The sequence below is a fragment of the Pseudalgibacter alginicilyticus genome (assembly GCF_001310225.1).
In the GTDB taxonomy this organism is placed as follows: domain Bacteria; phylum Bacteroidota; class Bacteroidia; order Flavobacteriales; family Flavobacteriaceae; genus Pseudalgibacter; species Pseudalgibacter alginicilyticus.
This window is the reverse complement of the sequence record NZ_CP012898.1, coordinates 908,039-928,290: the sequence shown is the minus strand read 5'-3', so window position 1 is coordinate 928,290 and position 20,252 is coordinate 908,039. Positions and strand designations below refer to the sequence as shown.

At 31.9% G+C, this 20,252-nt stretch carries 23 protein-coding genes; 9 read left to right on the top strand and 14 right to left on the bottom strand.

Annotated features, from left to right (window positions below):
• Nucleotides 1-76: 76 nt before the first annotated feature.
• Both folE and APS56_RS03825 read left to right on the top strand, forming a co-directional pair.
• A complete protein-coding gene (folE, locus tag APS56_RS03830) occupies nt 77-664 on the top strand; it encodes a GTP cyclohydrolase I FolE (protein ID WP_054724932.1) in 588 nt (195 codons plus the stop codon).
• A 40-nt stretch (nt 665-704) separates the two neighbouring features.
• Complete coding sequence (locus APS56_RS03825) at nt 705-965, top strand: hypothetical protein (protein ID WP_054724930.1); 261 nt, start codon at nt 705-707, stop codon at nt 963-965.
• A gap of 86 nt (nt 966-1,051) precedes the next feature.
• Here APS56_RS03825 and arsB read toward each other — a convergent pair whose 3' ends face one another.
• The 4 genes from arsB to APS56_RS03805 are packed head-to-tail and all read right to left on the bottom strand — an operon-like array spanning nt 1,052 to nt 3,601.
• Nucleotides 1,052-2,101, bottom strand: a complete 1,050-nt coding sequence (gene arsB, locus APS56_RS03820) for an ACR3 family arsenite efflux transporter (protein ID WP_054724928.1) — start codon at nt 2,099-2,101, stop codon at nt 1,052-1,054.
• A gap of 4 nt (nt 2,102-2,105) precedes the next feature.
• Nucleotides 2,106-2,720 (bottom strand): arsenate reductase/protein-tyrosine-phosphatase family protein, encoded by a 615-nt coding sequence (locus APS56_RS03815; protein ID WP_054724926.1) that lies wholly within the window; start codon nt 2,718-2,720, stop codon nt 2,106-2,108.
• Between the two features lie 35 nt (nt 2,721-2,755).
• A complete protein-coding gene (locus APS56_RS03810; protein WP_054724924.1) occupies nt 2,756-3,223 on the bottom strand; it encodes a DUF6428 family protein in 468 nt (155 codons plus the stop codon).
• Between the two features lie 48 nt (nt 3,224-3,271).
• Nucleotides 3,272-3,601 carry an ArsR/SmtB family transcription factor gene (locus APS56_RS03805; protein ID WP_054724922.1) on the bottom strand — a complete coding sequence of 110 codons (330 nt, stop codon included), beginning with the start codon at nt 3,599-3,601 and terminating at the stop codon, nt 3,272-3,274.
• Nucleotides 3,602-3,869: 268 nt separating this feature from the next.
• Here APS56_RS03805 and APS56_RS03800 point away from each other — a divergent pair, with 268 nt between their 5' ends.
• On the top strand, nt 3,870-5,108 hold the full coding sequence (locus tag APS56_RS03800; protein WP_054724920.1) for a glycoside hydrolase family 88 protein: 1,239 nt from the start codon (nt 3,870-3,872) through the stop codon (nt 5,106-5,108).
• A 167-nt stretch (nt 5,109-5,275) separates the two neighbouring features.
• Here the strand turns inward: APS56_RS03800 and moaA are convergent, their stop codons facing one another.
• The 9 genes from moaA to APS56_RS03755 all read right to left on the bottom strand — a co-directional run bounded on the left by moaA (nt 5,276) and on the right by APS56_RS03755 (nt 12,309).
• A complete protein-coding gene (moaA, locus tag APS56_RS03795) occupies nt 5,276-6,283 on the bottom strand; it encodes a GTP 3',8-cyclase MoaA (protein ID WP_054724918.1) in 1,008 nt (335 codons plus the stop codon).
• A gap of 35 nt (nt 6,284-6,318) precedes the next feature.
• Nucleotides 6,319-7,230 carry a bifunctional molybdenum cofactor biosynthesis protein MoaC/MoaB gene (gene moaCB, locus APS56_RS03790; protein ID WP_054731135.1) on the bottom strand — a complete coding sequence of 304 codons (912 nt, stop codon included), beginning with the start codon at nt 7,228-7,230 and terminating at the stop codon, nt 6,319-6,321.
• Between the two features lie 205 nt (nt 7,231-7,435).
• Nucleotides 7,436-7,879 carry a molybdenum cofactor biosynthesis protein MoaE gene (locus tag APS56_RS03785; protein ID WP_054724916.1) on the bottom strand — a complete coding sequence of 148 codons (444 nt, stop codon included), beginning with the start codon at nt 7,877-7,879 and terminating at the stop codon, nt 7,436-7,438.
• A gap of 4 nt (nt 7,880-7,883) precedes the next feature.
• The gene (moeB, locus tag APS56_RS03780; RefSeq protein ID WP_054724914.1) at nt 7,884-8,987 is read right to left on the bottom strand and encodes a HesA/MoeB/ThiF family protein; all 1,104 of its coding nucleotides are present in this window, start codon (nt 8,985-8,987) and stop codon (nt 7,884-7,886) included.
• A gap of 70 nt (nt 8,988-9,057) precedes the next feature.
• Nucleotides 9,058-9,291 carry a MoaD/ThiS family protein gene (locus APS56_RS03775; protein WP_054724912.1) on the bottom strand — a complete coding sequence of 78 codons (234 nt, stop codon included), beginning with the start codon at nt 9,289-9,291 and terminating at the stop codon, nt 9,058-9,060.
• Nucleotides 9,275-9,862: a molybdenum cofactor guanylyltransferase gene (mobA, locus tag APS56_RS03770; RefSeq protein ID WP_054724910.1), complete on the bottom strand. Its 588-nt coding sequence runs from the start codon at nt 9,860-9,862 to the stop codon at nt 9,275-9,277. The genes APS56_RS03775 and mobA overlap by 17 nt, the downstream gene beginning before the upstream one ends.
• Entirely contained in the window at nt 9,863-10,603 is a 741-nt protein-coding gene (locus tag APS56_RS03765; protein ID WP_054724908.1) for a sulfite exporter TauE/SafE family protein, read from the bottom strand.
• Nucleotides 10,604-10,790: 187 nt separating this feature from the next.
• Entirely contained in the window at nt 10,791-11,129 is a 339-nt protein-coding gene (locus APS56_RS03760; RefSeq protein ID WP_054724907.1) for a winged helix-turn-helix domain-containing protein, read from the bottom strand.
• A 1-nt stretch (nt 11,130) separates the two neighbouring features.
• Nucleotides 11,131-12,309 (bottom strand): molybdopterin molybdotransferase MoeA, encoded by a 1,179-nt coding sequence (locus tag APS56_RS03755; RefSeq protein WP_054724905.1) that lies wholly within the window; start codon nt 12,307-12,309, stop codon nt 11,131-11,133.
• A 358-nt stretch (nt 12,310-12,667) separates the two neighbouring features.
• On the opposite strand from APS56_RS03755, the gene APS56_RS03750 reads away from it, so the two are divergent.
• From APS56_RS03750 to APS56_RS03725, 6 genes are all read left to right on the top strand, one after another.
• Nucleotides 12,668-13,924: an alginate export family protein gene (locus tag APS56_RS03750; RefSeq protein WP_054724903.1), complete on the top strand. Its 1,257-nt coding sequence runs from the start codon at nt 12,668-12,670 to the stop codon at nt 13,922-13,924.
• A gap of 184 nt (nt 13,925-14,108) precedes the next feature.
• Nucleotides 14,109-15,644 carry a YifB family Mg chelatase-like AAA ATPase gene (locus tag APS56_RS03745; protein ID WP_054724902.1) on the top strand — a complete coding sequence of 512 codons (1,536 nt, stop codon included), beginning with the start codon at nt 14,109-14,111 and terminating at the stop codon, nt 15,642-15,644.
• A gap of 198 nt (nt 15,645-15,842) precedes the next feature.
• A complete protein-coding gene (locus APS56_RS03740; protein ID WP_054724900.1) occupies nt 15,843-16,970 on the top strand; it encodes a DUF2891 domain-containing protein in 1,128 nt (375 codons plus the stop codon).
• Between the two features lie 16 nt (nt 16,971-16,986).
• Nucleotides 16,987-17,727: a 5-oxoprolinase subunit PxpA gene (gene pxpA / locus APS56_RS03735; protein WP_054724898.1), complete on the top strand. Its 741-nt coding sequence runs from the start codon at nt 16,987-16,989 to the stop codon at nt 17,725-17,727.
• Nucleotides 17,728-17,729: 2 nt separating this feature from the next.
• Nucleotides 17,730-18,464, top strand: coding sequence for a 5-oxoprolinase subunit PxpB (gene pxpB / locus APS56_RS03730; RefSeq protein ID WP_054731132.1), 735 nt, complete (start codon nt 17,730-17,732; stop codon nt 18,462-18,464).
• Nucleotides 18,457-19,302, top strand: coding sequence for a 5-oxoprolinase subunit C family protein (locus APS56_RS03725; protein WP_054724896.1), 846 nt, complete (start codon nt 18,457-18,459; stop codon nt 19,300-19,302). The genes pxpB and APS56_RS03725 overlap by 8 nt, the downstream gene beginning before the upstream one ends.
• 11 nt (nt 19,303-19,313) lie before the next feature.
• Here APS56_RS03725 and deoC read toward each other — a convergent pair whose 3' ends face one another.
• Nucleotides 19,314-20,057 carry a deoxyribose-phosphate aldolase gene (gene deoC / locus APS56_RS03720; protein ID WP_054724894.1) on the bottom strand — a complete coding sequence of 248 codons (744 nt, stop codon included), beginning with the start codon at nt 20,055-20,057 and terminating at the stop codon, nt 19,314-19,316.
• Nucleotides 20,058-20,252 lie beyond the last annotated feature (195 nt).

Sequence of the window (20,252 nt, the reverse complement as noted above, 5' to 3'; positions counted from 1 at the left end):
TTATTCTTAAATTTGTAATTAATATTGATTTTGTACAATTTAAAAGTTCAAATTCTTATTTAAAAACAATAATAAGATGCCATATAAACAGTTTGAAGAATTTAACATGCAGGTAACCGATGATGTTAAAGATAGATATAAAAGCATTATTCAAGATTTAGGGGAAGACCCCAAGCGTGAAGGGTTACTAAAAACACCTGAGCGCGCTTCAAAAGCTATGCAGTTTTTAACACAAGGCTACCATCAAGACCCAGTAGAAATTCTCAAAGGAGCTATGTTTAAGGAGTCATATAATGAAATGGTTATTGTAAAAGATATAGAGTTGTATTCACTGTGTGAACATCATATTTTGCCTTTTTTTGGAAAAGCTCATATAGCTTATATACCTAATGGGCAAATTGTAGGCTTGAGCAAATTACCAAGAATTGTAGATGTTTTTTCTAGAAGATTACAAGTGCAAGAACGCTTAACAGAGCAGATATTAGATTGTATAAATAATACTTTAAAACCTCAGGGGGTAGCTGTTGTTATTGAAGCGTCTCATATGTGCATGATGATGCGTGGTGTGCAAAAACAAAATTCATTAACTACTACATCTGGATTTAGAGGTCAGTTTGAAAAAATTGAAACCAGAAACGAATTTTTAAAACTTATTGGGAAATAATTTTGGTATATTTCTTGCTCTCAATAGAAAAAAATACTGAATGAATAAATACAAAAAATTAATCTTAGGAATATTATTTGATGCCATTGGTTTTGTATCGTTTGTAATTCCGGGGATTGGCGAGTTTACAGATATTGTTTGGGCACCAATTTCAGGTTGGTTAATGACCAAACTTTATAAAGGAAAGGCGGGTAAAATAGCAGGGATTATTGCTTTTGTAGAGGAGGTATTACCTGGTTTTGATGTGATTCCAACTTTTACATTAATGTGGGTTTACACTTACCTTTTAAAAAAGAAATAGTTAATAAAAAAATCCCGATAACTTTTAGAAGCATCGGGATAAATATAAATGGTGTTTGTTTTAGTAACTATAACACATGTAAGTTATTATGCAAGTTTAGGTTTGTCATAATATTTTTTCTTCAACCAAAACGATACACGAACTAATAAAATTAATGCAGGTACTTCTACTAAAGGGCCAATCACGCCAGTAAAAGCTTGCCCTGAATTGAGCCCGAATACGGCAATTGCTACGGCAATTGCTAATTCGAAATTATTTCCTGCAGCTGTAAATGCAACAGCAGCAGTTTTGTCATATTCTGCGCCCATGGCTTTTGTAAAGAAAAAACCAATGATAAACATTAAAGTAAAATAAATTAATAGAGGTACAGCAATGATTAGAACATCCATTGGAATTTCAACAATCAATTCACCTTTTAATGAAAACATAACCACAATTGTAAATAAAAGTGCAATTAAAGTCATTGGTGAAATGGCAGGAATAAATTTTTGAATGTACCATTCTTCACCTTTTAATTTGACTAAAATTAGTCGACTTAAAATTCCCATTAAAAACGGAACTCCTAAATAAATAGCCACACTTTCAGCAATGGTTGCAATAGAGATATTCACAATGGCACCTTCAAAGCCAAAATAGGGTGGAAGTACGGTTATAAAAATCCAAGCATAAAAACTGTAGGCAAACACTTGAAAAATACTGTTTAGCGCTACTAATCCTGCACCGTATTCACTACTACCATCGGCAAGGTCGTTCCAAACTAAAACCATAGCAATGCAACGAGCTAAACCAATTAAAATTAACCCAACCATGTATTCTGGATAATCACGCAAAAAAGTGATAGCCAAAATAAACATTAAAACAGGGCCAACAATCCAATTAAGAATTAGTGAAATAGATAGTATTTTAGTGTTTTTGAAAACTTTAGGTAAAAGCGCATAATTAACCTTCGCTAAAGGAGGATACATCATTAAAATCAAACCAATAGCAATTGGAATGTTGGTTGTTCCACTGTTAAATGAGTTTATGATATTAGGAAAAGAGGGAATAAAATATCCAAGTCCTACCCCAATAGCCATAGCGACAAAAATCCAAAGTGTAAGATTTCTGTCTAAAAAACTTAATTTTTTTGTTGCCATTTTTTTAAGAATTTATTTGTGTGAAAATGTAAAATAATTCGTTTGCTATTTGCAAACTTCTTTCAATGTATTTTTCAGCTTGTTGCGGTGTATTGTCAAAAGCTTTTGGATCTTCAAAAGTTATGGGGATTCGCTTTTCTGCTCCTGCAACAAAAGGGCAGGCTTCATTAGCAGAATCGCAAGTCATGATGGCGGCAAATCCAGATTTGGGATTAAAATCATCATCTAATTTTTTTGAAAACCCAATGATTGGATGTTCGTTTTCTGAATATTTAATGCTGTAAACAGGGTTGCTACCTTCCGAAATTGTTTGAATATTAAAGCCTGAATTTTTTAATGTTTCTGCTGCCATTGGAAAAAGCGCAGTACTTTCTGTACCTCCTGAATAGCAAAAGACATTTTTTATACCAAAATGATAGGCCATGGTTTGTGCCCAAACTTGTGATAAATGACTTCGACGTGAATTATGTGTACAAATAAAATTGATTCTAATGTCTTGATTTTTTGAAGCTTTGGATTGAATAAATTCAGCAAGTGGGTTTAAAATAGCTTTTCTTTCTTCTGAAATAGTGTCAGGGTTTAAACTTGAAATAACGTTTTTAATGTTTTGAAATAACATGGTTTATTGGTTAGTATTTTAATTAATATTTATTTTTAACAACAGTTTCCATCCGGTGTACAACAGGGTTGACTGTTTAAATCGGTTAGTTTAACTCTTTGTTTTTCCACAGGAATACCACAGTTGTCTTTTGCTAAGCAATCGGTTTGTTTGTTAATTAATAAAAAGTTGGCCCCGTCAAAATCCAATCCAAATTTTCCAATGGTATCCCCTTGGTATTCAACTTCAATTTCTGAATCTGAGATGCCTAAGGTTTTTTCTGAAAGTTCTATAATTTTTAATAATTTTTCGGGATGTAATCTGTGGTCGTAATCGTTAGCATTCCATAGTTGAAAATTTACTACATCTTCATGACGTACAGTTCCTCCACAATCAATAAAGTGTTTTGTTATTTTTCCAACTTCTGTAACGTGAAAATGGTTTGGTACTAATTCACCGTTTGGTAATTGGAACGCTATGGTTTCTAATTGACTTAATTTTGATTTTACTTCTGAAAGTGTCATTTTTGTATTTGTTTATTGCAATAATGCGATTATTAATGTGAAATTTTTTTAACAGCAATCTGTTTTAGAAATATCTTGGTCTAAAAAATCAAACATAACATTTTTCATTTCGGTCCAGTTATCTTTGTCAATACAATAACATACACTTGTACCTTCAACGCTTCCTTTAATGAGTCCTAAATGTTTTAATTCTTTTAAATGTTGAGAAATTGTAGGTTGTGCTAATCCTATTTCGTTTACCAAATCACCACAAACACATGTGCTTGTGTTAAATAAGTATTCTAAAATAGCTACACGAGCAGGGTGTCCAAACACTTTGGCAAATAATGCAATTTGATTTTGTAAATCGGTATATAATTCTGTTTTGGCTAATCCCATTACTATTTATTTATTCATTGCAATATTACGATTAATATTTAAATGAGCAATATTTTTTTGAGAGTTTTAAATAAATTAATTTTTATAAAAGAGGTAAATAGTTTGAAATGCCTAATGGCTATTATTATAAAAGCAAGAATAATAATTAATATATAATTGCTAATTGTACCTATAATTTATACTGTTTGCATCATAATTTATTGACTTAACATGAGATTCTTGCTAATATTGCTGTTAATATAAAACATTATAAATATAATAAGGTATTATGGGGATTAGATTACAGGTTTTAGGTTTGCTCTTTATAACAATAATTGCAACGAGCTGTGGAAACACTAATAAAAAAGCAAATCAAGACAAGGTGTTTGATATAGATGCTCAGTTAAGATATTGTGTTGAACAAACTACCAAAGCATTAAAACTTGTGACTAAAGAAGGCGACATACCTAGAAATATTGCTCCAGATAGTAAAACGTGGAGGTTTGTTGATTATAAAGATTGGACTAGTGGATTTTGGCCGGGTGAGCTTTGGTATTTGTATGAGTTCACAGGGGATAAAAAATGGGAAGTAGCGGCAGATAAGTTTACACAATATCTTAAACCTCTTTCTGTAACTCCAGCTTTAGATCATGATTTAGGATTTCAAGTCTACAATAGTTTTGGTAATGGGTATAGATTAACAAATATACCAGAGTACAAAGAAGTTGTTCTTAAAACGGCTGATACTTTAGCAACCCTTTTTAATCCTAATGTGGGAACGATTTTATCTTGGCCTAGAGATGTACCAAATATGGAATGGCCACAACATAATACTATCATGGATAATATGATTAATTTGGAAATGATGTTTTGGGCGTCAAAAAATGGAGGAAGTAAATCATTGTATGATATAGCTGTAAGTCATGCGGATGTAACTATTGAAAATCATTTTAGACCTGATTATACTTCCTATCATGTTGTTGTATATGACAAAGATACTGGCAAAAAAATTAAGGGTGTTACACATCAAGGTTATAGTGATACAAGCATGTGGGCTCGTGGCCAAGCTTGGGCTATATATGGTTATACTTTGGTTTATAGAGAAACTAAAGACCCTAAATATTTAGATTTTGTTGAAAAAGTGACTCAAGTGTATTTAGAACGTTTGCCAGAGGATTTAATTCCGTATTGGGATTTTAATGCGCCAGGAATACCAAATGAACCAAAAGATGCTTCTGCCGCAGCAGTAGTAGCTTCGGCTATACTGGAGTTGTCTACTTTAACAAAAAATGCTCAATTAGCCGAAATGTATAGAGATAAGGCAGAAAAAATGTTGATAGAACTTTCGGAGAACTATCAAAGTAAAGATGCAAACTCTGCTATATTATTACATTCTACTGGGCATAAACCAGCAGGGTCGGAAATTGATTATTCTATAATTTATGCTGATTATTATTATGTAGAAGCTTTGTTAAGGTTGAAAAAATTGAAAGCCGGTAAAGATTTATTTACACCATTAGGTAAGTAGTTTTTTTTATCAAAACACCTGTTACTTTATGAAAGGGTAAATACATACCGCTTTGTTTTTTTGTAAGTTTATATATTTAATATAATTGTGTAGTTCTGTGTATCATAGAAAATAGGGGTGGCGAATTGTGTTTGTTTTATTTTTTAAGTTGAATGTTAAAAATGGAATTATCCACCAATTGTAATCATACTTCTATTGTTGTTATGAAGTTTTGGTTCTTGTAATTTTTCTATGGTATTCATGCCTCCACGGATTTTAAATTTTGCTCGTACTGCTTTTTGAATGATTGGTTCAATGGAGTTCCCTGATCTTAATGCGGTAAGTAAATCGGATTCGCCAGAAGAAAATAAGCAGTTTTTTAATTGGCCATTTGCTGTTAAGCGGAGTCTATTGCAAGAATCACAAAATGGATTTGTGACCGAACTGATGATGGCAAAACTACCTTTGTAACCGTTAATTTTATAGTTTTTTGAAGTATCGTTCGGAGCATCTTGTAAACGTCTAATTTGATTTACGGAAAAAGAAGTGTTTACTTGTTTTATAACATTGGCATAGGATACCATTTTGCTTATATCCCATTTGTTACCATCAAAGGGCATAAATTCTATAAACCGAATAGAAATAGGTAAATCTTTAGTGAGTTGAATAAAATCAATAATTTCATTGTCGTTAAAATCTTTTATTAAAACAACATTCATTTTTACTTTAAAACCTTCTTTTATTAAAAGTAAAATGTTTGTGTAAACCCTTTTAAATTCGTTTCTTCGAGTAATATGTTTAAATTTTTCTGCATTTAAAGAATCTAAGCTTACATTGATATTATAAACACTGTTAGCCTTTAAAATATTTATATATTTATCGATAATTACGGCATTAGAAGTTATGGATAACTCTACAGGAAGTGACGCTAATTTTTCCAAAATAGTGGGTATGTCTTTTCTAATCAAAGGTTCGCCACCTGTTAACCTTATTTTGGTAACACCATTGTTTACAAATATTTTTGCTATTTCATAAATCTCTTCATATGTCATTAAATGACTTTTTGGAGATAGTTGTACACCGGCTTCAGGCATGCAGTAATTACAGCGTAAATTGCAACGTTCAATTAACGAAATGCGCAAATAAGCATGGTCTCTACCGTGTAAATCTTGCAATATTTTGGAATGATTTGACATTTTTTAATCTTTAATTTTTAACTTAACAATTAATGTTAGTCATGTCTAGCTCCCTTTAGGATGCCAAATATGTGTAAAACGGAAGGAAAAATAGCATCCATAGATTCTTTTGCACCATTTGTTGAACCTGGTAAGGCTAATACTAAGGTTTCTTTTATGGTTCCAGCTACGCTTCTTGATAGCATGGCATAAGGCATTCTGTCTTGCCCATAGTTTCTAATGGACTCTTCAATGCCAGGAATGCGTCTGTCTAATAAAGGTATTAATGCTTCTGGAGTAACATCGCGATTAGAAAGGCCTGTGCCACCGGTATAAATTATTAAATCTATATTTTGTTTTTGATACGTTTTTGCTTTTTCTTGGATGATTGTTTTTTCATCAGGAATAATTATATAATCAGAAATTTTTACATTGCAAGTTTCTAATTTTTGAATAATGGCTTTCCCTGCTTTATCCTCTTTTTCTCCAGCAGAAATAGTATCAGAACACACAATAACAGCAGCAGTTAAATTTTGTTTATAGGCATTTTTAAAATTAGATTTTCCACCTGTTTTGTTGAGAAGTTTAATATGATGTATTTCAATGCCTTTATCAATTGGCTTCAGCATATCATACATGTTAAGAGCTACAATGCTTGCTCCGTGCATTGCTTCTACTTCCACACCTGTTTTGTAAATAGTTTTTACTGTGAAATATACGATAATTTCAAGGTTGTTTATTTCATATTCAATACCAGTAAATTCAATAGGTAAGGGGTGGCAATCGGGTAAAATATCTGGTGTGCGTTTTACACCTAATAAACCAGCTGCTTTGCTCATAGCTAAGACATTACCTTTGGGAACCGTATCGTTTTGAATAGCTAAAATGGTTTCGGGTTTGCTAACCTTAATAATAGCTTGCGCTACTGCGGTTCGTAATGTTGTGTTTTTATGTGTGATATCGACCATTTCTTTATATTGATTTTTTTTAATTGGATGTTGAGTCATGTATTTTACTAATTGGGTATTTCTTAATTTTGATTATGATGAGACGGTCATTGTTTTACTTATTTCTTGGAATCAACCCAAGTATTTAATTTTTACATGAAACAGCATGTGTTATGATTGTATTTTAAAAATTAAGCAAGAAAACCATGCAATGGAAAAAAAATACTTAGGTATTTTTTTTCCATTGATGCGTATCATCCTCAAAAATCTCTTTACCAAAAATAGGAACATTAGCTTTTATAGCTTCTACAATATATTCTAAAGCTTCAAAAACCACTTTACGCCTTGGAGAGGAAACAAAAACAAAAAGGCATATTTCTCCTGCTTTTACAGTTCCTAAACTATGGTAAATATGCATACAGCTAAGTTCAAATTTTTTAAAAGCTGATTCGCGTATGTCGTGAAATTTCTGGTTTGCCATTCCCTTATAAGCCGTGTATTCAATAGCAGAAACAATTTTACCATTTATTTCATCTGCTCGTACTTGTCCTAAAAAAATATTATGTGCACCAATGTTTGTTTTGGTTTGATGCTTATAAATAGAATTCCCTATAAATTCGGAAGTGATGGCACCTTCTTTAAATACATTTTTAGGTTTTTTATCTGTCATTTTATTATGGTTTGAGTTGTTCCTTTTTTAGAGAACTACGGTTATTTAGTATGTTATTAATTGTTGAAACTCCTTCCTTAATATTAAAACAGTTATTAATATTTAAAGTTTTTAGTATAGACAAAGCTTTTTTACTTCGTACTCCAGATTGACAAAATAGAAAAACGTCTTTTTTTAAGTCAATTTTATTTAAGTTTTTTTCCAATTCACTTAAAGGAATCTGGGTAATATTTAAATTGTTAATTTTTGGTTGTTCATACAATTCGCGAACATCAATGATTTGAATGTTTTCTTTTAAAAGGATATCGTGTATTGAAACTTCTTTTATTTCGTGTTGGCAGTTAGTGGTTATTACCTTTTTGCTAACATTGATTTTTTCTTTTAAAATAGTAGCAAAAGCAGCTTCATTTTTACTGATTTTTAAAGTTGACGTTTGCAATGTTAAAGCGTTGTAATAGAGGATTTTTTCTGAAAGAACTTTACCAATTCCTAAAATAATTTTTAAAACTTCATTGGCTTGCATACAGCCAATAATGCCTGGAAGCATGCCAAGAACACCTATTTCTGAACAATTAGGTATGGTGTCTTTTTCTGGAGGGTTAGGAAATAAACAGCGGTAACTCGGTCCGTTTTGATAATTAAAAACTGCTACTTGCCCTTCAAATTTGTAAATGGCACCAAAAACTAATGGTTTATTGGTAATTATTGAAGCATCGTTTACTAAATAGCGTGTTTCAAAATTATCGGAACCATCAACAATAATATCATATTGATTAAATAATTCAACGGCATTTTTATGAGTTAATTTATAAGGATAGGCCATAATTGTAATGTCGCTATTTAAATCCTTCAAACGTTTTTTTGCTGCTATAGCTTTGTTTTGCCCTAAGGAGGAATTGCCAAATAAAACTTGCCGTTGCAGATTAGAAATTTCAACGATATCAAAATCAATTATACCCAGCATACCGATACCTGCAGCGGCTAAATATTGCGAAATAGGACAACCTAATCCACCAGCACCAATAACTAAAACTTTAGCATTGGATAATTTATCTTGGCCTATTTGTCCAATTTCTGATAAGACTATATGTCTATTATATCGTGTCATTTTATTATTAATCAGTTAACTTATAATTGTTTATTATTTTTACAATTTTACAGTGGAACTTTTTTTAATCTTATCCGCCAGAAAAAGGAGGTAATAATGCAATTTCATTTCCTGTTAATTCAGTTTCTATAGAAACCAATTCTTGGTTTTGAGCAATTTTAAAATCTATATTCTTTAGTGAATTATATTTTGAATATAACACCTCTAAAAGTTCTGAAATTAAGCTTTTAGAGAATTCTAATGTTTCTTCTTCTAACTGCGTTATTTCTGCTATTTGTCCGAAATATTTAATTTTTATATGCATCTTCTATGGCTTTTAAGTCATTTTGTGTATTCACATTCATTGTGCATGCTGTATTATCTTCTTTTAAAATAATGTTTTTTGTTTTGCAAGTTTCAACCGCCTTCCTCAATCGCCTTTCATCTGTTGTTTGTAATAATTCATTGAATTTTTTTATAATTTGTGTTTTATACAATGCTATTAGTGGCATGCTTTTTCCAAGGCTTTCAATTTGAATTATCTCTGAAGTATCATCAATATTATCAATTAATTTTTGAAGAACTTCAGAAGTAATCAATGGAACATCACAACTTAAAATCAAGTTGTATTCTGTAGAAGATATTTCCAATCCAGAGCAAATCCCAGCTATTGGGCCTGCATTTTTTTTAATATCAGTTATTCGTTTATAACCAAAAACATCATAATTTATATTGTCAGAAACAATAATTATTTCAGAAACTAATGGTTGTAATGCTTCAATACTGTATTGCATAAATGTTTTGTTGTTTAATAATAAAAAACCCTTGTCTGTTCCCATACGGGTACTTTTTCCACCAGCTAAAATAATACCTGTTATATGTTTTTTGCTTATCATTTATGTTAGAAATAGTTTAATTGAGGCTATGGTTAATACAAAAGCTAAAATATACCGAAGCATTTGATTGTTGATTTTTTTACTTCCGTAATAAGCTCCCAAAACACCTCCTACCAATGCAATGGCTACAAATACAAATGAAGCTGCTTCTAATGTGATACCACTGCTAAATTGACCAATTAAACCAGCTGCTGAGTTTACCCAAATAAAAAGCGCTGATACGGCTGCTGCTGTTTTCATGTTTCCCCAATGCAGGAGTAAAATAACAGGTGTTAATATAATACCGCCACCTATACCAATTAATCCTGAAAAAAAACCAATAATACCACCAACAAGCAAACCTTGCCAAAGTTTAATCATCTTAATTTTATGAGGTTCTTTGCCAAAAGCATTTAGCATTTTTAGTATGGCAAAAATTAATAGAATTGCAAGCGTCTTTTTGTAAATAGAGGCATCAACTTCTAAGGTGCCACCTAAAAAAGCAAATGGAATAGAGGTAATGGCAAATGAAACAAATAGTTTCTTGTTAAAATAGCCTTCTTTGAAATAATAGTAAAAAGCTATGCCAGCAACAAATAAGTTCAATAATAATGCAGTGGGTTTCATGGTTTCGGGAGCAAATGAAAATAAGGCCATTAATGCTAAGTATCCACTAGCTCCTCCATGACCAACGCTTGCATATAAAAAAGATATGATGGGTAGCGCTAATAAAAACAAGTATATATTTTCTGTTTGCAACATGTACTATTTGTGTTTAAAAGCATTTGAATTTTTTTTAATCAACATTTGAGTGTATTTACTTCTTTTTTAGTAATTTGTTTTTCAATCTTGTTCATTTCCTGATAGTTGTTTGTTTTACTGCAAACTCTATAGTACTAAACCCAATCCAATCTATTTCAGTCATATTTATATGTTTATGTACTTAAAATTATAATTGTTTTATTTTTTCTAATTGCAAGTCTAAAAATTCCCAGCAATTTTGATTTATTTCATCAAATACAGTAACTAATGATTTTCCATATTCGGTCAGTTGAGCTCCACCGCCACCTTTACCTCCAATACTATTTTTTGTGACAGGTGTTTTAGCTGATTTATTAACGGAATCAATTAAATCCCAAGCTTTTTTGTATGAAATATTTAGTGATTTTGCAGCTTTTGATAAAGAACCTGTTTTGTCAATAGCTTTTAACAAAAGGACTCTGCCTTCGCCTAAAAGCACATGATTTTCATGTTCAATCCAAATTCGACTTTTAATTTTGTAATTCATACTATAGGGGTAATATAATAGTTTCAACAGGGTCATTTTTTTTAATTCTACTCTTTGAATCTGGAACAAATACTAGAGCATTGGAAATGGCAAATGTTTGTTGCATGGCAGAACTTTGACCTTCTAAAATGGTTACAGAGCCGTTTTTGTAAATGGCTTTTAAAAACTGTGGACGGTCACCTTTCTTTTCAAAATTTGATAAGGATATTGCTTGTATACGTGGTAATTCAATATTGTAATTATTCATCATGTTTTGCAATGCAATATAAACATAAATATAGAAGCAAGTAAGAGCTGCTGCAGGGTTTCCTGGTAAAGCAAAAATAAGTGTGTTTTCTTTTTTTCCATAGTACAAGGGTTTGCCTGGTTTTTGTTTTACTTTATAAAAATGTTCATAGACCTCTAATTGGTTAAGGGCTTTTCCAACAAAATCATAATCACCAACAGAAATTCCTCCAGTAATAATTACTAAGTCTTTATTAATTATAAGATCATTTAGTTTGGTAACAGTTTGATTATAATTGTCTTTGATTTTGTGAATAGTAACATCATAAAATTTTAAATTGTAAAGTGCGCTTTGAAGCATTTTAGAGTTACTTTCATAAATTTGACCATAGCCTAATTTATTTTTGGCTTCAATTAATTCATTTCCAGTTGTTACTATAGCGATACTTGGTTTTTTGTAAACTGATATTTCAGATATACCTAATGACGATAAATACCCAATAGCCGCAGGTGTTAATTTAGTGTCTTTTTTTAGAGCTAAGTCTCCTTTTTTAACTTGCTCACCAACTGGGCGAATGTTATGGTTTTCTAAAATGTTATGTTCGATATTAATTTGATTGCCTATATTTTTAACCTTTTCTTGCATTATGACAGCATGAGCGGTATCAGGAACTGCGGCGCCAGTAAATATGCGAACAGCCTCTCCTTTTTTTATATAAGGTTGAAAATTATCTCCTGCTTTTATTTCTCCAATAAGATTATATGTAAGGCCATCATGTAAATGAAGTGCATAGCCATCCATAGCAGCTTGCCTAAAAGGAGGCATGTCTATATCAGAATAAACATTTTTAAAAAGCTTATAACCACCAGATTTTTCAATAGGTTTTATAGTTTCACCTAAAAGTGGTTTGGTAGTTTTTTTTACTATTTGAATTGCTTCTTCAATTGAAATCATATAAATAACGTTGTATATGAGCAAATATAGCGAATAAGTTAGGCTTCAATAAAATAGAGTATTATATATTTTGAATAAAAGTGTTTTTGATTATAATTCATCATTTTTTTTTATTTATTAAAAGTTTTAATGGTGGTTTAGTATGGTTTCTTTAAAAATAAGTATTTTTACTTATTAATTAAGTATTATTACTTATTATTGTAGTGTGTTACACAGGTTTTATTAACAAAAAATAATCTTTTGATTGTAAATTAAATTACAACTAAGTAATTTATACTTGTGTTTTGAAGTGGTGTTTATAAAGTTTACATTAGAAATAGGGGGAAAATAATAAGAAACAACTATTAAAATAAAAACAATGAAAAAACAATATTTAGTAATAGGGATTTTAACTCTGGTGGTTCAATTTGTGCAAGCTCAATTTGTGTTAGATGGTGAGTTTAGACCTCGTACAGAATATAGAAACGGTTTTGGAGGTCTTATATCAGATGTTGCAGATCCGGGTTTTGGGGTTTCAACAAGAATCCGTTTAAATGCAGGATATAATGTAGATGCTTATAAATTCTATGTGAGTTTTCAAGATGTTATGGTTTGGGGTGAAAACAGACAAATTTTGCCTTATGATCAAAATAACTCATTTGCTGTTTTTCAAGCTTGGGCAGATATTAATTTAGGAGAAGGTTTTTCAACTAAATTAGGGCGTCAAGTTATTTCGTATGACGATCAAAGAATTTTTGGAGGTTTAGATTGGGCGCAACAAGGTCGTAATCATGATGCTGCTTTGTTGAAATACAGTAAAGGAAAATTTGTAGCAGATTTTGGATTGGCTTTTAATCAAGATTATTCTAATCCAACAGGGTTTCAATCGGTATCAACGGTTTATGAAACAACAGGATATTTTTCATATAAAACGATGCAATATTTATATTTAAAACATACTTGGGATAATTTTTCAGGTAGTTTGTTGGTGTTGAATAATGGTTTTCAAAAATATGAAACCGATAATGTAACGCCTGATGGTGTAAATAATTTACAAACTTTCGGGACGCATATAGAGTATAAAAAAGAAAGTTTAGGGGTGGGAGTAAATGCTTTTCTTCAAATGGGAGATAATGTAATAGGTGCTTACTTGTTAGGTTTTGATGTAACTTATAAGGTGGCTCCTAAAGTGGTCTTAGGTGCAGGTTTTGAGATTATAAGTGGAAACGATGACGAGACTTCAGATTCAGAAGCGTTCTTTCCTTTGTATGGAACTAATCATAAATTTAACGGATTTATGGATTATTTCTATGTAGGGAATCATGCGAATGATATTGGTTTGGTTGATTTGCATGTCAGTGCTAATTTTATATTAAGTGAAACATCAAATTTTACGGTGAAAGCTTTAAATTTTGGAGGAGAGCAGGCGTTGACAAGTGGTGAAAAATTATTAGGAACGGAAATAGATTTGGTGTTTTCTAAGAAATTTAAAGGATATAGTTTATTGTTGGGATATTCTCAAATGTTTCCAAGTAATGGTATGTATGAGTTGAAAAATGTAGCTGAAAATGTTGCTGCAGATATGCAAAATTGGGGGTGGGCTATGTTGGTAATAAAGCCTAAGTTTTTGAATTAAGTTTTTGGATGTAAAATCTTAATTTAGTGAGTTTTTTTATTTTATGATTGGGTTAGAGGTAAGGGAACTTACGTTTGTTTAAATTTTTAATTTGTAATTAGATTACAAGTTTTTAGAAGATTGAATCGTTCTACAGGATGACATATAAAATACATTTCTTACATTTAAGCAGTAAACTAAAAATATGCTTAAAAAAGTTTTTGCTAGTGCGGTTTTCGGTGTTGAGGCTTCAACTGTTACAGTTGAGGTAAATACAGATAAAGGTGTAGGGTATCATTTGGTGGGCTTGCCTGATAATGCTATTAAAGAAAGTAATTTTCGTATTGCAGCTGCACTTCAGAATAATGGTTATAGAATTCCTGGGAAAAAAATTATTATCAATATGTCTCCTGCTGATTTAAGAAAAGAAGGTTCGGCTTATGATTTAACTTTGGCTATCGGGATTTTGGCATCGTCTAGACAAATTCAGGCAGAAAATTTAGAGAAATATTTAATTATGGGAGAGCTGTCGCTGGATGGTAGTTTGCAGCCCTTGAAAGGAGCTTTGCCTATTGCTGTGAAAGCACGGGAAGAAGGTTTTAAAGGGTTTATTCTTCCTGTTCAAAATGCAAAAGAAGCTGCTATTGTTGATAATTTAGAGGTTTATGGAGTTGAAAATATTAAACAAGTTATAGACTATTTTGATAAAGGTGAAGCTTTAGAACAAACTATAATTAATACTAGAGAAGAGTTTGAAAAAAACTTAGATTTTCCAGAGTTTGATTTTTCAGATGTTAAGGGTCAGGAGGGCATTAAGCGCTGTATGGAGATAGCTGCAGCTGGAGGGCATAATATTATTTTAATTGGTCCTCCAGGCGCTGGGAAAACGATGTTGGCAAAACGGTTGCCTAGTATTTTGCCGCCTATGACTTTAAATGAAGCGTTGGAAACTACAAAAATACATTCGGTTGTAGGGCGTGTAAAAGACTCCGGTTTGATGGCGCAACGTCCGTTTAGAAGTCCTCATCATACTATTTCAAATGTAGCGTTAGTTGGTGGAGGAAGTTATCCGCAACCTGGAGAGATTTCTTTATCGCATAACGGGGTGTTGTTTTTGGATGAATTGCCGGAGTTTAAGCGAGAAGTTTTGGAAGTGATGCGTCAACCTCTTGAAGATCGGGAAGTAACTATCTCTCGAGCTAAATTTACTGTTACATACCCAAGTAGTTTTATGCTGGTAGCTAGCATGAATCCAAGTCCAAGTGGATATTTTAATGATCCTAATGCGCCGGTAACTTCTAGTCCTGCTGAAATGCAACGGTATTTAAGCAAGGTTTCTGGGCCTCTATTGGATAGAATAGATATTCATATAGAGGTGACGCCTGTACCTTTTGAAAAACTTTCGGATGACAGAAAAGGGGAAACTTCAGTAGATATAAGAAAACGAGTAACTAAGGCTAGGGAGTATCAAACCCAGCGTTTTACAGAAAGTGGTACTGTGCATTATAATGCGCAAATGAATACTAAGCAAATTCGTAAATATTGTGCGTTAGATGAAGGGTCTAAGCAGTTGTTAAAAACGGCTATGGAGTGTTTAAATTTATCTGCTAGAGCTTATGATAGAATTTTGAAGGTGGCTCGTACGATTGCGGATTTAGAAGGTGCTGAGCATATTGATGGTTCACATATTAGTGAGGCGATTCAATACCGAAGTTTGGATCGAGAAGGGTGGTTGGGGTAAATCTGAAGCTTTTTTAATTTGTTTTTGCTTAATATATTTATTTTCCATATTTGGGAACCCAGTATATTTTTTTAAGTTGCACTTAATTAGTGAAAAAAAAGATGAACTCATTTAAACGTCTGGGTTGTTGTTTTCAGTATGCTTGCTTTAGAGCAAATAAAGTCCTAACAATTAATAGCTATCAATTATATTTACAATATGAAAAATCTACTCGTATTTTTTGTAGCAACTTTGGTTGTTTGTTGCAACAATTTAAAAAAAGAAAATCAAGATCCTAAGCTTATTGGTTCTTCGGTTGAAATGAAATTAGAAACTATTCCTAAACTTGATTTAAAACAAGCCAATGCTTTGGTGGAACTGCCTTTGCATTGCATAAATACGGAATACCCCAATCGGTTGGGGCAAACGTTAGGTAGTGAAGAAGATTTGCAATCGCCAATCCAATTGCATCCTGCATTTTATGGCTGTTTTGATTGGCATTCTTCTGTGCATGGGCATTGGAGTCTGGTTAGTTTATTAAAACAATTTCCGAACATTGATAATGCTGAAGAAATTAAGCAACGCCTTCTTGTAAATATATCTAAAGAAAACATTGAGGCTGAGGTACGGTATTTTTATGGTAAACATAATAAATCATATGAGCGTACTTATGGCTGGGCTTGGTTGTTGAAGCTTGCAGAAGAATTATATACATGGGATGATGAAACGGCTAGGGTATTGGAGAGTAATCTGCAACCGTTAACTGATTTGATTGTTGAAAAATATGTGGAGTTTTTGCCTAAATTAAACTATTCTCAGCGCGTAGGGACACATTCCAATACAGCTTTTGGTTTGTCTTTTGCATATGATTATGCTGTAGCGGTTAATAATGAAGTCTTACAAACAGCTATTGCAAAGCGTGCAAAATATTTCTTTTTAAAAGATGAGAATTGTCCGATGTCTTGGGAGCCTAGTGGAGCAGATTTTTTATCGCCTTGCTTAGAAGAGGCTGCTTTAATGAAGCGATTATTGTCTTTAGATGAATATGAACATTGGTTGTCTGCTTTTTTGCCAGAATTAAAAAATAAAACGTTTACTTTAGAAGTCGGTATGGTTTCTGATAGAACTGATGGTCATTTAGTACATCTGGATGGTGTTAATTTTTCTCGGGCTTGGAGTTTGAATAAAATCTCTGAAGATTTACCAGAATATGCTCATCTGAAAAACATAGCCAATCAGCATATTAATTATTCATTGCCAAGTATTTTTGGAGATAGTTATGAAGGGGGGCATTGGTTGGGGAGTTTTGCTATTTATGCTTTAAATTCAGTTTCAGAAGAGTATTAATTTTAAATTAATTTGAATGCAAAGCAAACGGATTGATATTAATGTTGATATGGGGGAGGGAATAGGTAATGATGCAGAATTAATGCCTTACATTTCTGCTTGTAATATTGCTTGTGGGGGACATGCTGGTAACCTTGAAACAATGAGACAGGTTGTTAGTTTGGCTAAACATTATGAGGTTAAAGTAGGAGCACACCCGTCGTTTCCTGATAAAATCAATTTCGGACGAGTTAAAATGAATATGTCTTCTGTTGCATTATTTGATAGTTTAAAACAACAAATAGGTAGTTTGTATAAGGTTTTGCAAGATCAGCAGATTGAGCTTCATCATATAAAGCCGCATGGGGCGTTATACAATTTAGCAGCTTTAGATGAACGTATAGCTAAAATAATAATTGATGTCGTGATTAGTTTGGAGTGTTCTGTAAAGCTTTTTGTTCCATATAAATCCATAGTAGAAGACTTAGCAATTAAAAATAACATATCAATAGCTTATGAAGCATTTGCGGATAGAAATTATAATGACGATTTAAGTTTAGTTTCAAGAAGCAAAAAAGATGCTGTTATTCATAACAGTGATATGGTTTTTAATCATGTTTTTAGAATGATAGAAGCCGAAAAAGTAAAGACGATAAGTGGCAAAGAAAAGCCTATCAAAGCAGAAACGTTTTGTCTGCATGGTGATAACTCAAATGTGGTTGACATAATTAAAAATTTAAGAATGCAATTAGAAAGAAAAGGTATTCAGATAAGTTGATTTTGGTAGAATTTAAACCCGTATATAAGCCATTTGGAGAACGTGCTATTTTGGTAGAATGGCCAGAGGGTATTGATGTTGTTATTTTAAAAGATATTACAAGTTTTATACAAAAAATAGAAAATAACAATATTGAATCTTTAGTAGAGATGAAACACGGATATAATTCATTATTAATTATATACGATGTTTTTATTAAAGATTTTGCAAAGGAAATACAGTGTATAGATAAAATCTATCGTTCAAAAGAAATAATAATTAATACGGAAACGGTTTCATGGAAAATCCCTGTATGTTATGATGCAAATTTTGGTGTCGATTTAGATTTAATTTCAAAGGAGAAAAAGTTGACAAAAGAACAAATTATTCGGCTTCATTCGGAATCTGTTTACACTGTGTATTTTATTGGTTTTTTACCTGGTTTTTTATATTTAGGAGGTTTGAGTGAAAAGCTTTGGTTGCCTCGAAAATCTACGCCACGACTACAGGTGGAAAAAGGTGCGGTAGCTATTGGGGGAGGTCAAACGGGTGTGTATCCAAATGAAAGTCCTGGTGGTTGGAATATCATAGGGAATTCTCCTATTGATTTTTTTGATGTGAACAAGAAAATTCCATGTTTCGCTAAAGCAGGGGATACTATTGTTTTTTATCCCATTTCGCTTCAGGAATATAAAAAAATAAAAATTTTAGTTGACGCCAAAGTATTTCAATTAGAAAGTGAGGTGGTTAATGATTAGTGTTTTAAAATCAGGATTTTATGATTCTATTCAAGACTTTGGGCGTTTTGGGTTTCAGAAATACGGTGTGCCGTATTCAGGCGTAATGGATCAGTATGCTGCAAGTGTGGCAAATGTGTTGCTTGGTAACGATATAAACTGTGCTGTTATGGAAATGACTATGACAGGACCAATACTTCAATTTAATTTTGATACTAATATTTGTGTATCTGGTGCAGATATGTCTCCAGAGTTGAATGGTACATTTATTAAAATTAATGAATGTATTTCTGTTTCCTCTGGTGATGTGTTGTCTTTTGGAGCTTTAAAATTTGGTTTTAGGTGCTATTTGGCGGTTTTTGGAGGTTTTAAAACTGAAATTGTATTGCGTAGTCAAAGCATGTATAAAGGTATTACGGATCCCTTTGTAATTAAAAAAAATGATGTTTTATTTTTTTCGGATGCGCAAAGATTGCTGAGTAAAAAAAACGCTTCACTCAAAGTAGATCAATCTTATTTTAATTCGAAGTACATAGAAGTGTTTGAAGGTCCGGAATTTAATAGACTCACCAAATTGCAGCAAAACCTATTGTTTTCTAAATCATTTAGAATTTCAAAAGATAATAGTCGTATGGCTTATCAGTTAGAGTCCTATGTAGAAAACGATCTAAAACCAATATTAACTTCTGCCGTACTTCCAGGAACAGTGCAATTAACACCGTCAGGAAAACTTATTATTTTAATGCGTGATTGTCAAACAACAGGGGGGTATCCTAGGATTTTACAATTAAAGGCATCGGCTATAAATGTATTGGCTCAAAAATTTACGGGACAAACTGTTTGTTTTAAGTGTTTGTAATGTTTTGAACGTTATTCTAATATTTGCTTTTTTTGTTGTATTGGCATTGAATAATCTGAGTTTTGTACGGTTTCTATATATCGTCTGTATATTTTAGTATTTCTAATCTGAAGTGAATTTTCAGTTGTTTCTATGGGTAAGATGGTGCCTATTCTTTCTACGCCTGCATCAATATATTTTAAGGCGGTTTCGTAATCGTTGATGCCGTCAAAAGCAATAATTTTTATCTTATTTCTAACAGTCTTTTTTATAATTTTTACAACAGTGAGCGTAGCGCCATTTTTTGAAAATCCAGTTGAAGTTTTAATGTAATCTGCGTTAGCGTCAATACATATTTCGGAGGCTTTTATAACTTCATTTTTATTGAGTTCTGAAATTTCCAAAATCACCTTTAAGGGAGTCTTTCCTATTGCAATTTTAACATCAGTAATGTCTCTTAAGACTGATACATAATTTTTACTTTTAACAAGTCCAATATTGATAACCATTTCTATTTCGTCTGCACCATCATCAATAGCTTTTTTTGCTTCAAAAATTTTAGCGGCGGTTGATGTGGCACCTAAAGGGAAGCCAATAACGCTTGATATTTTTATGTTGGTGTTTTCTAATAGTTGTTTTGCTAATGGAACATAGGCACTATTTACGCATACAGCATAAAATTTATTTTCTTTAGCCTTGTAGCAAAAGTCAATAATATCTCGTTCAGTTGTTGTGGCATGTAATAGGGTAAAGTCAATGTAATTGGATATATCCATTGTTATAAGTAGGTGTTTTAAGGCTTATTGTAGGGGTAAGCCAAATTAATTGTTAAGTTTTTATATTGGAGTTTTGGGACTCTCTGTATGCTAATTTACGTATTTATATGGATTTTAGATTTTTAAGTTAAGTTTTTTTTATCAACAAAGAGCTGTTGATATTATTAATCAATTAGTTTTTAATTTGTTATAATC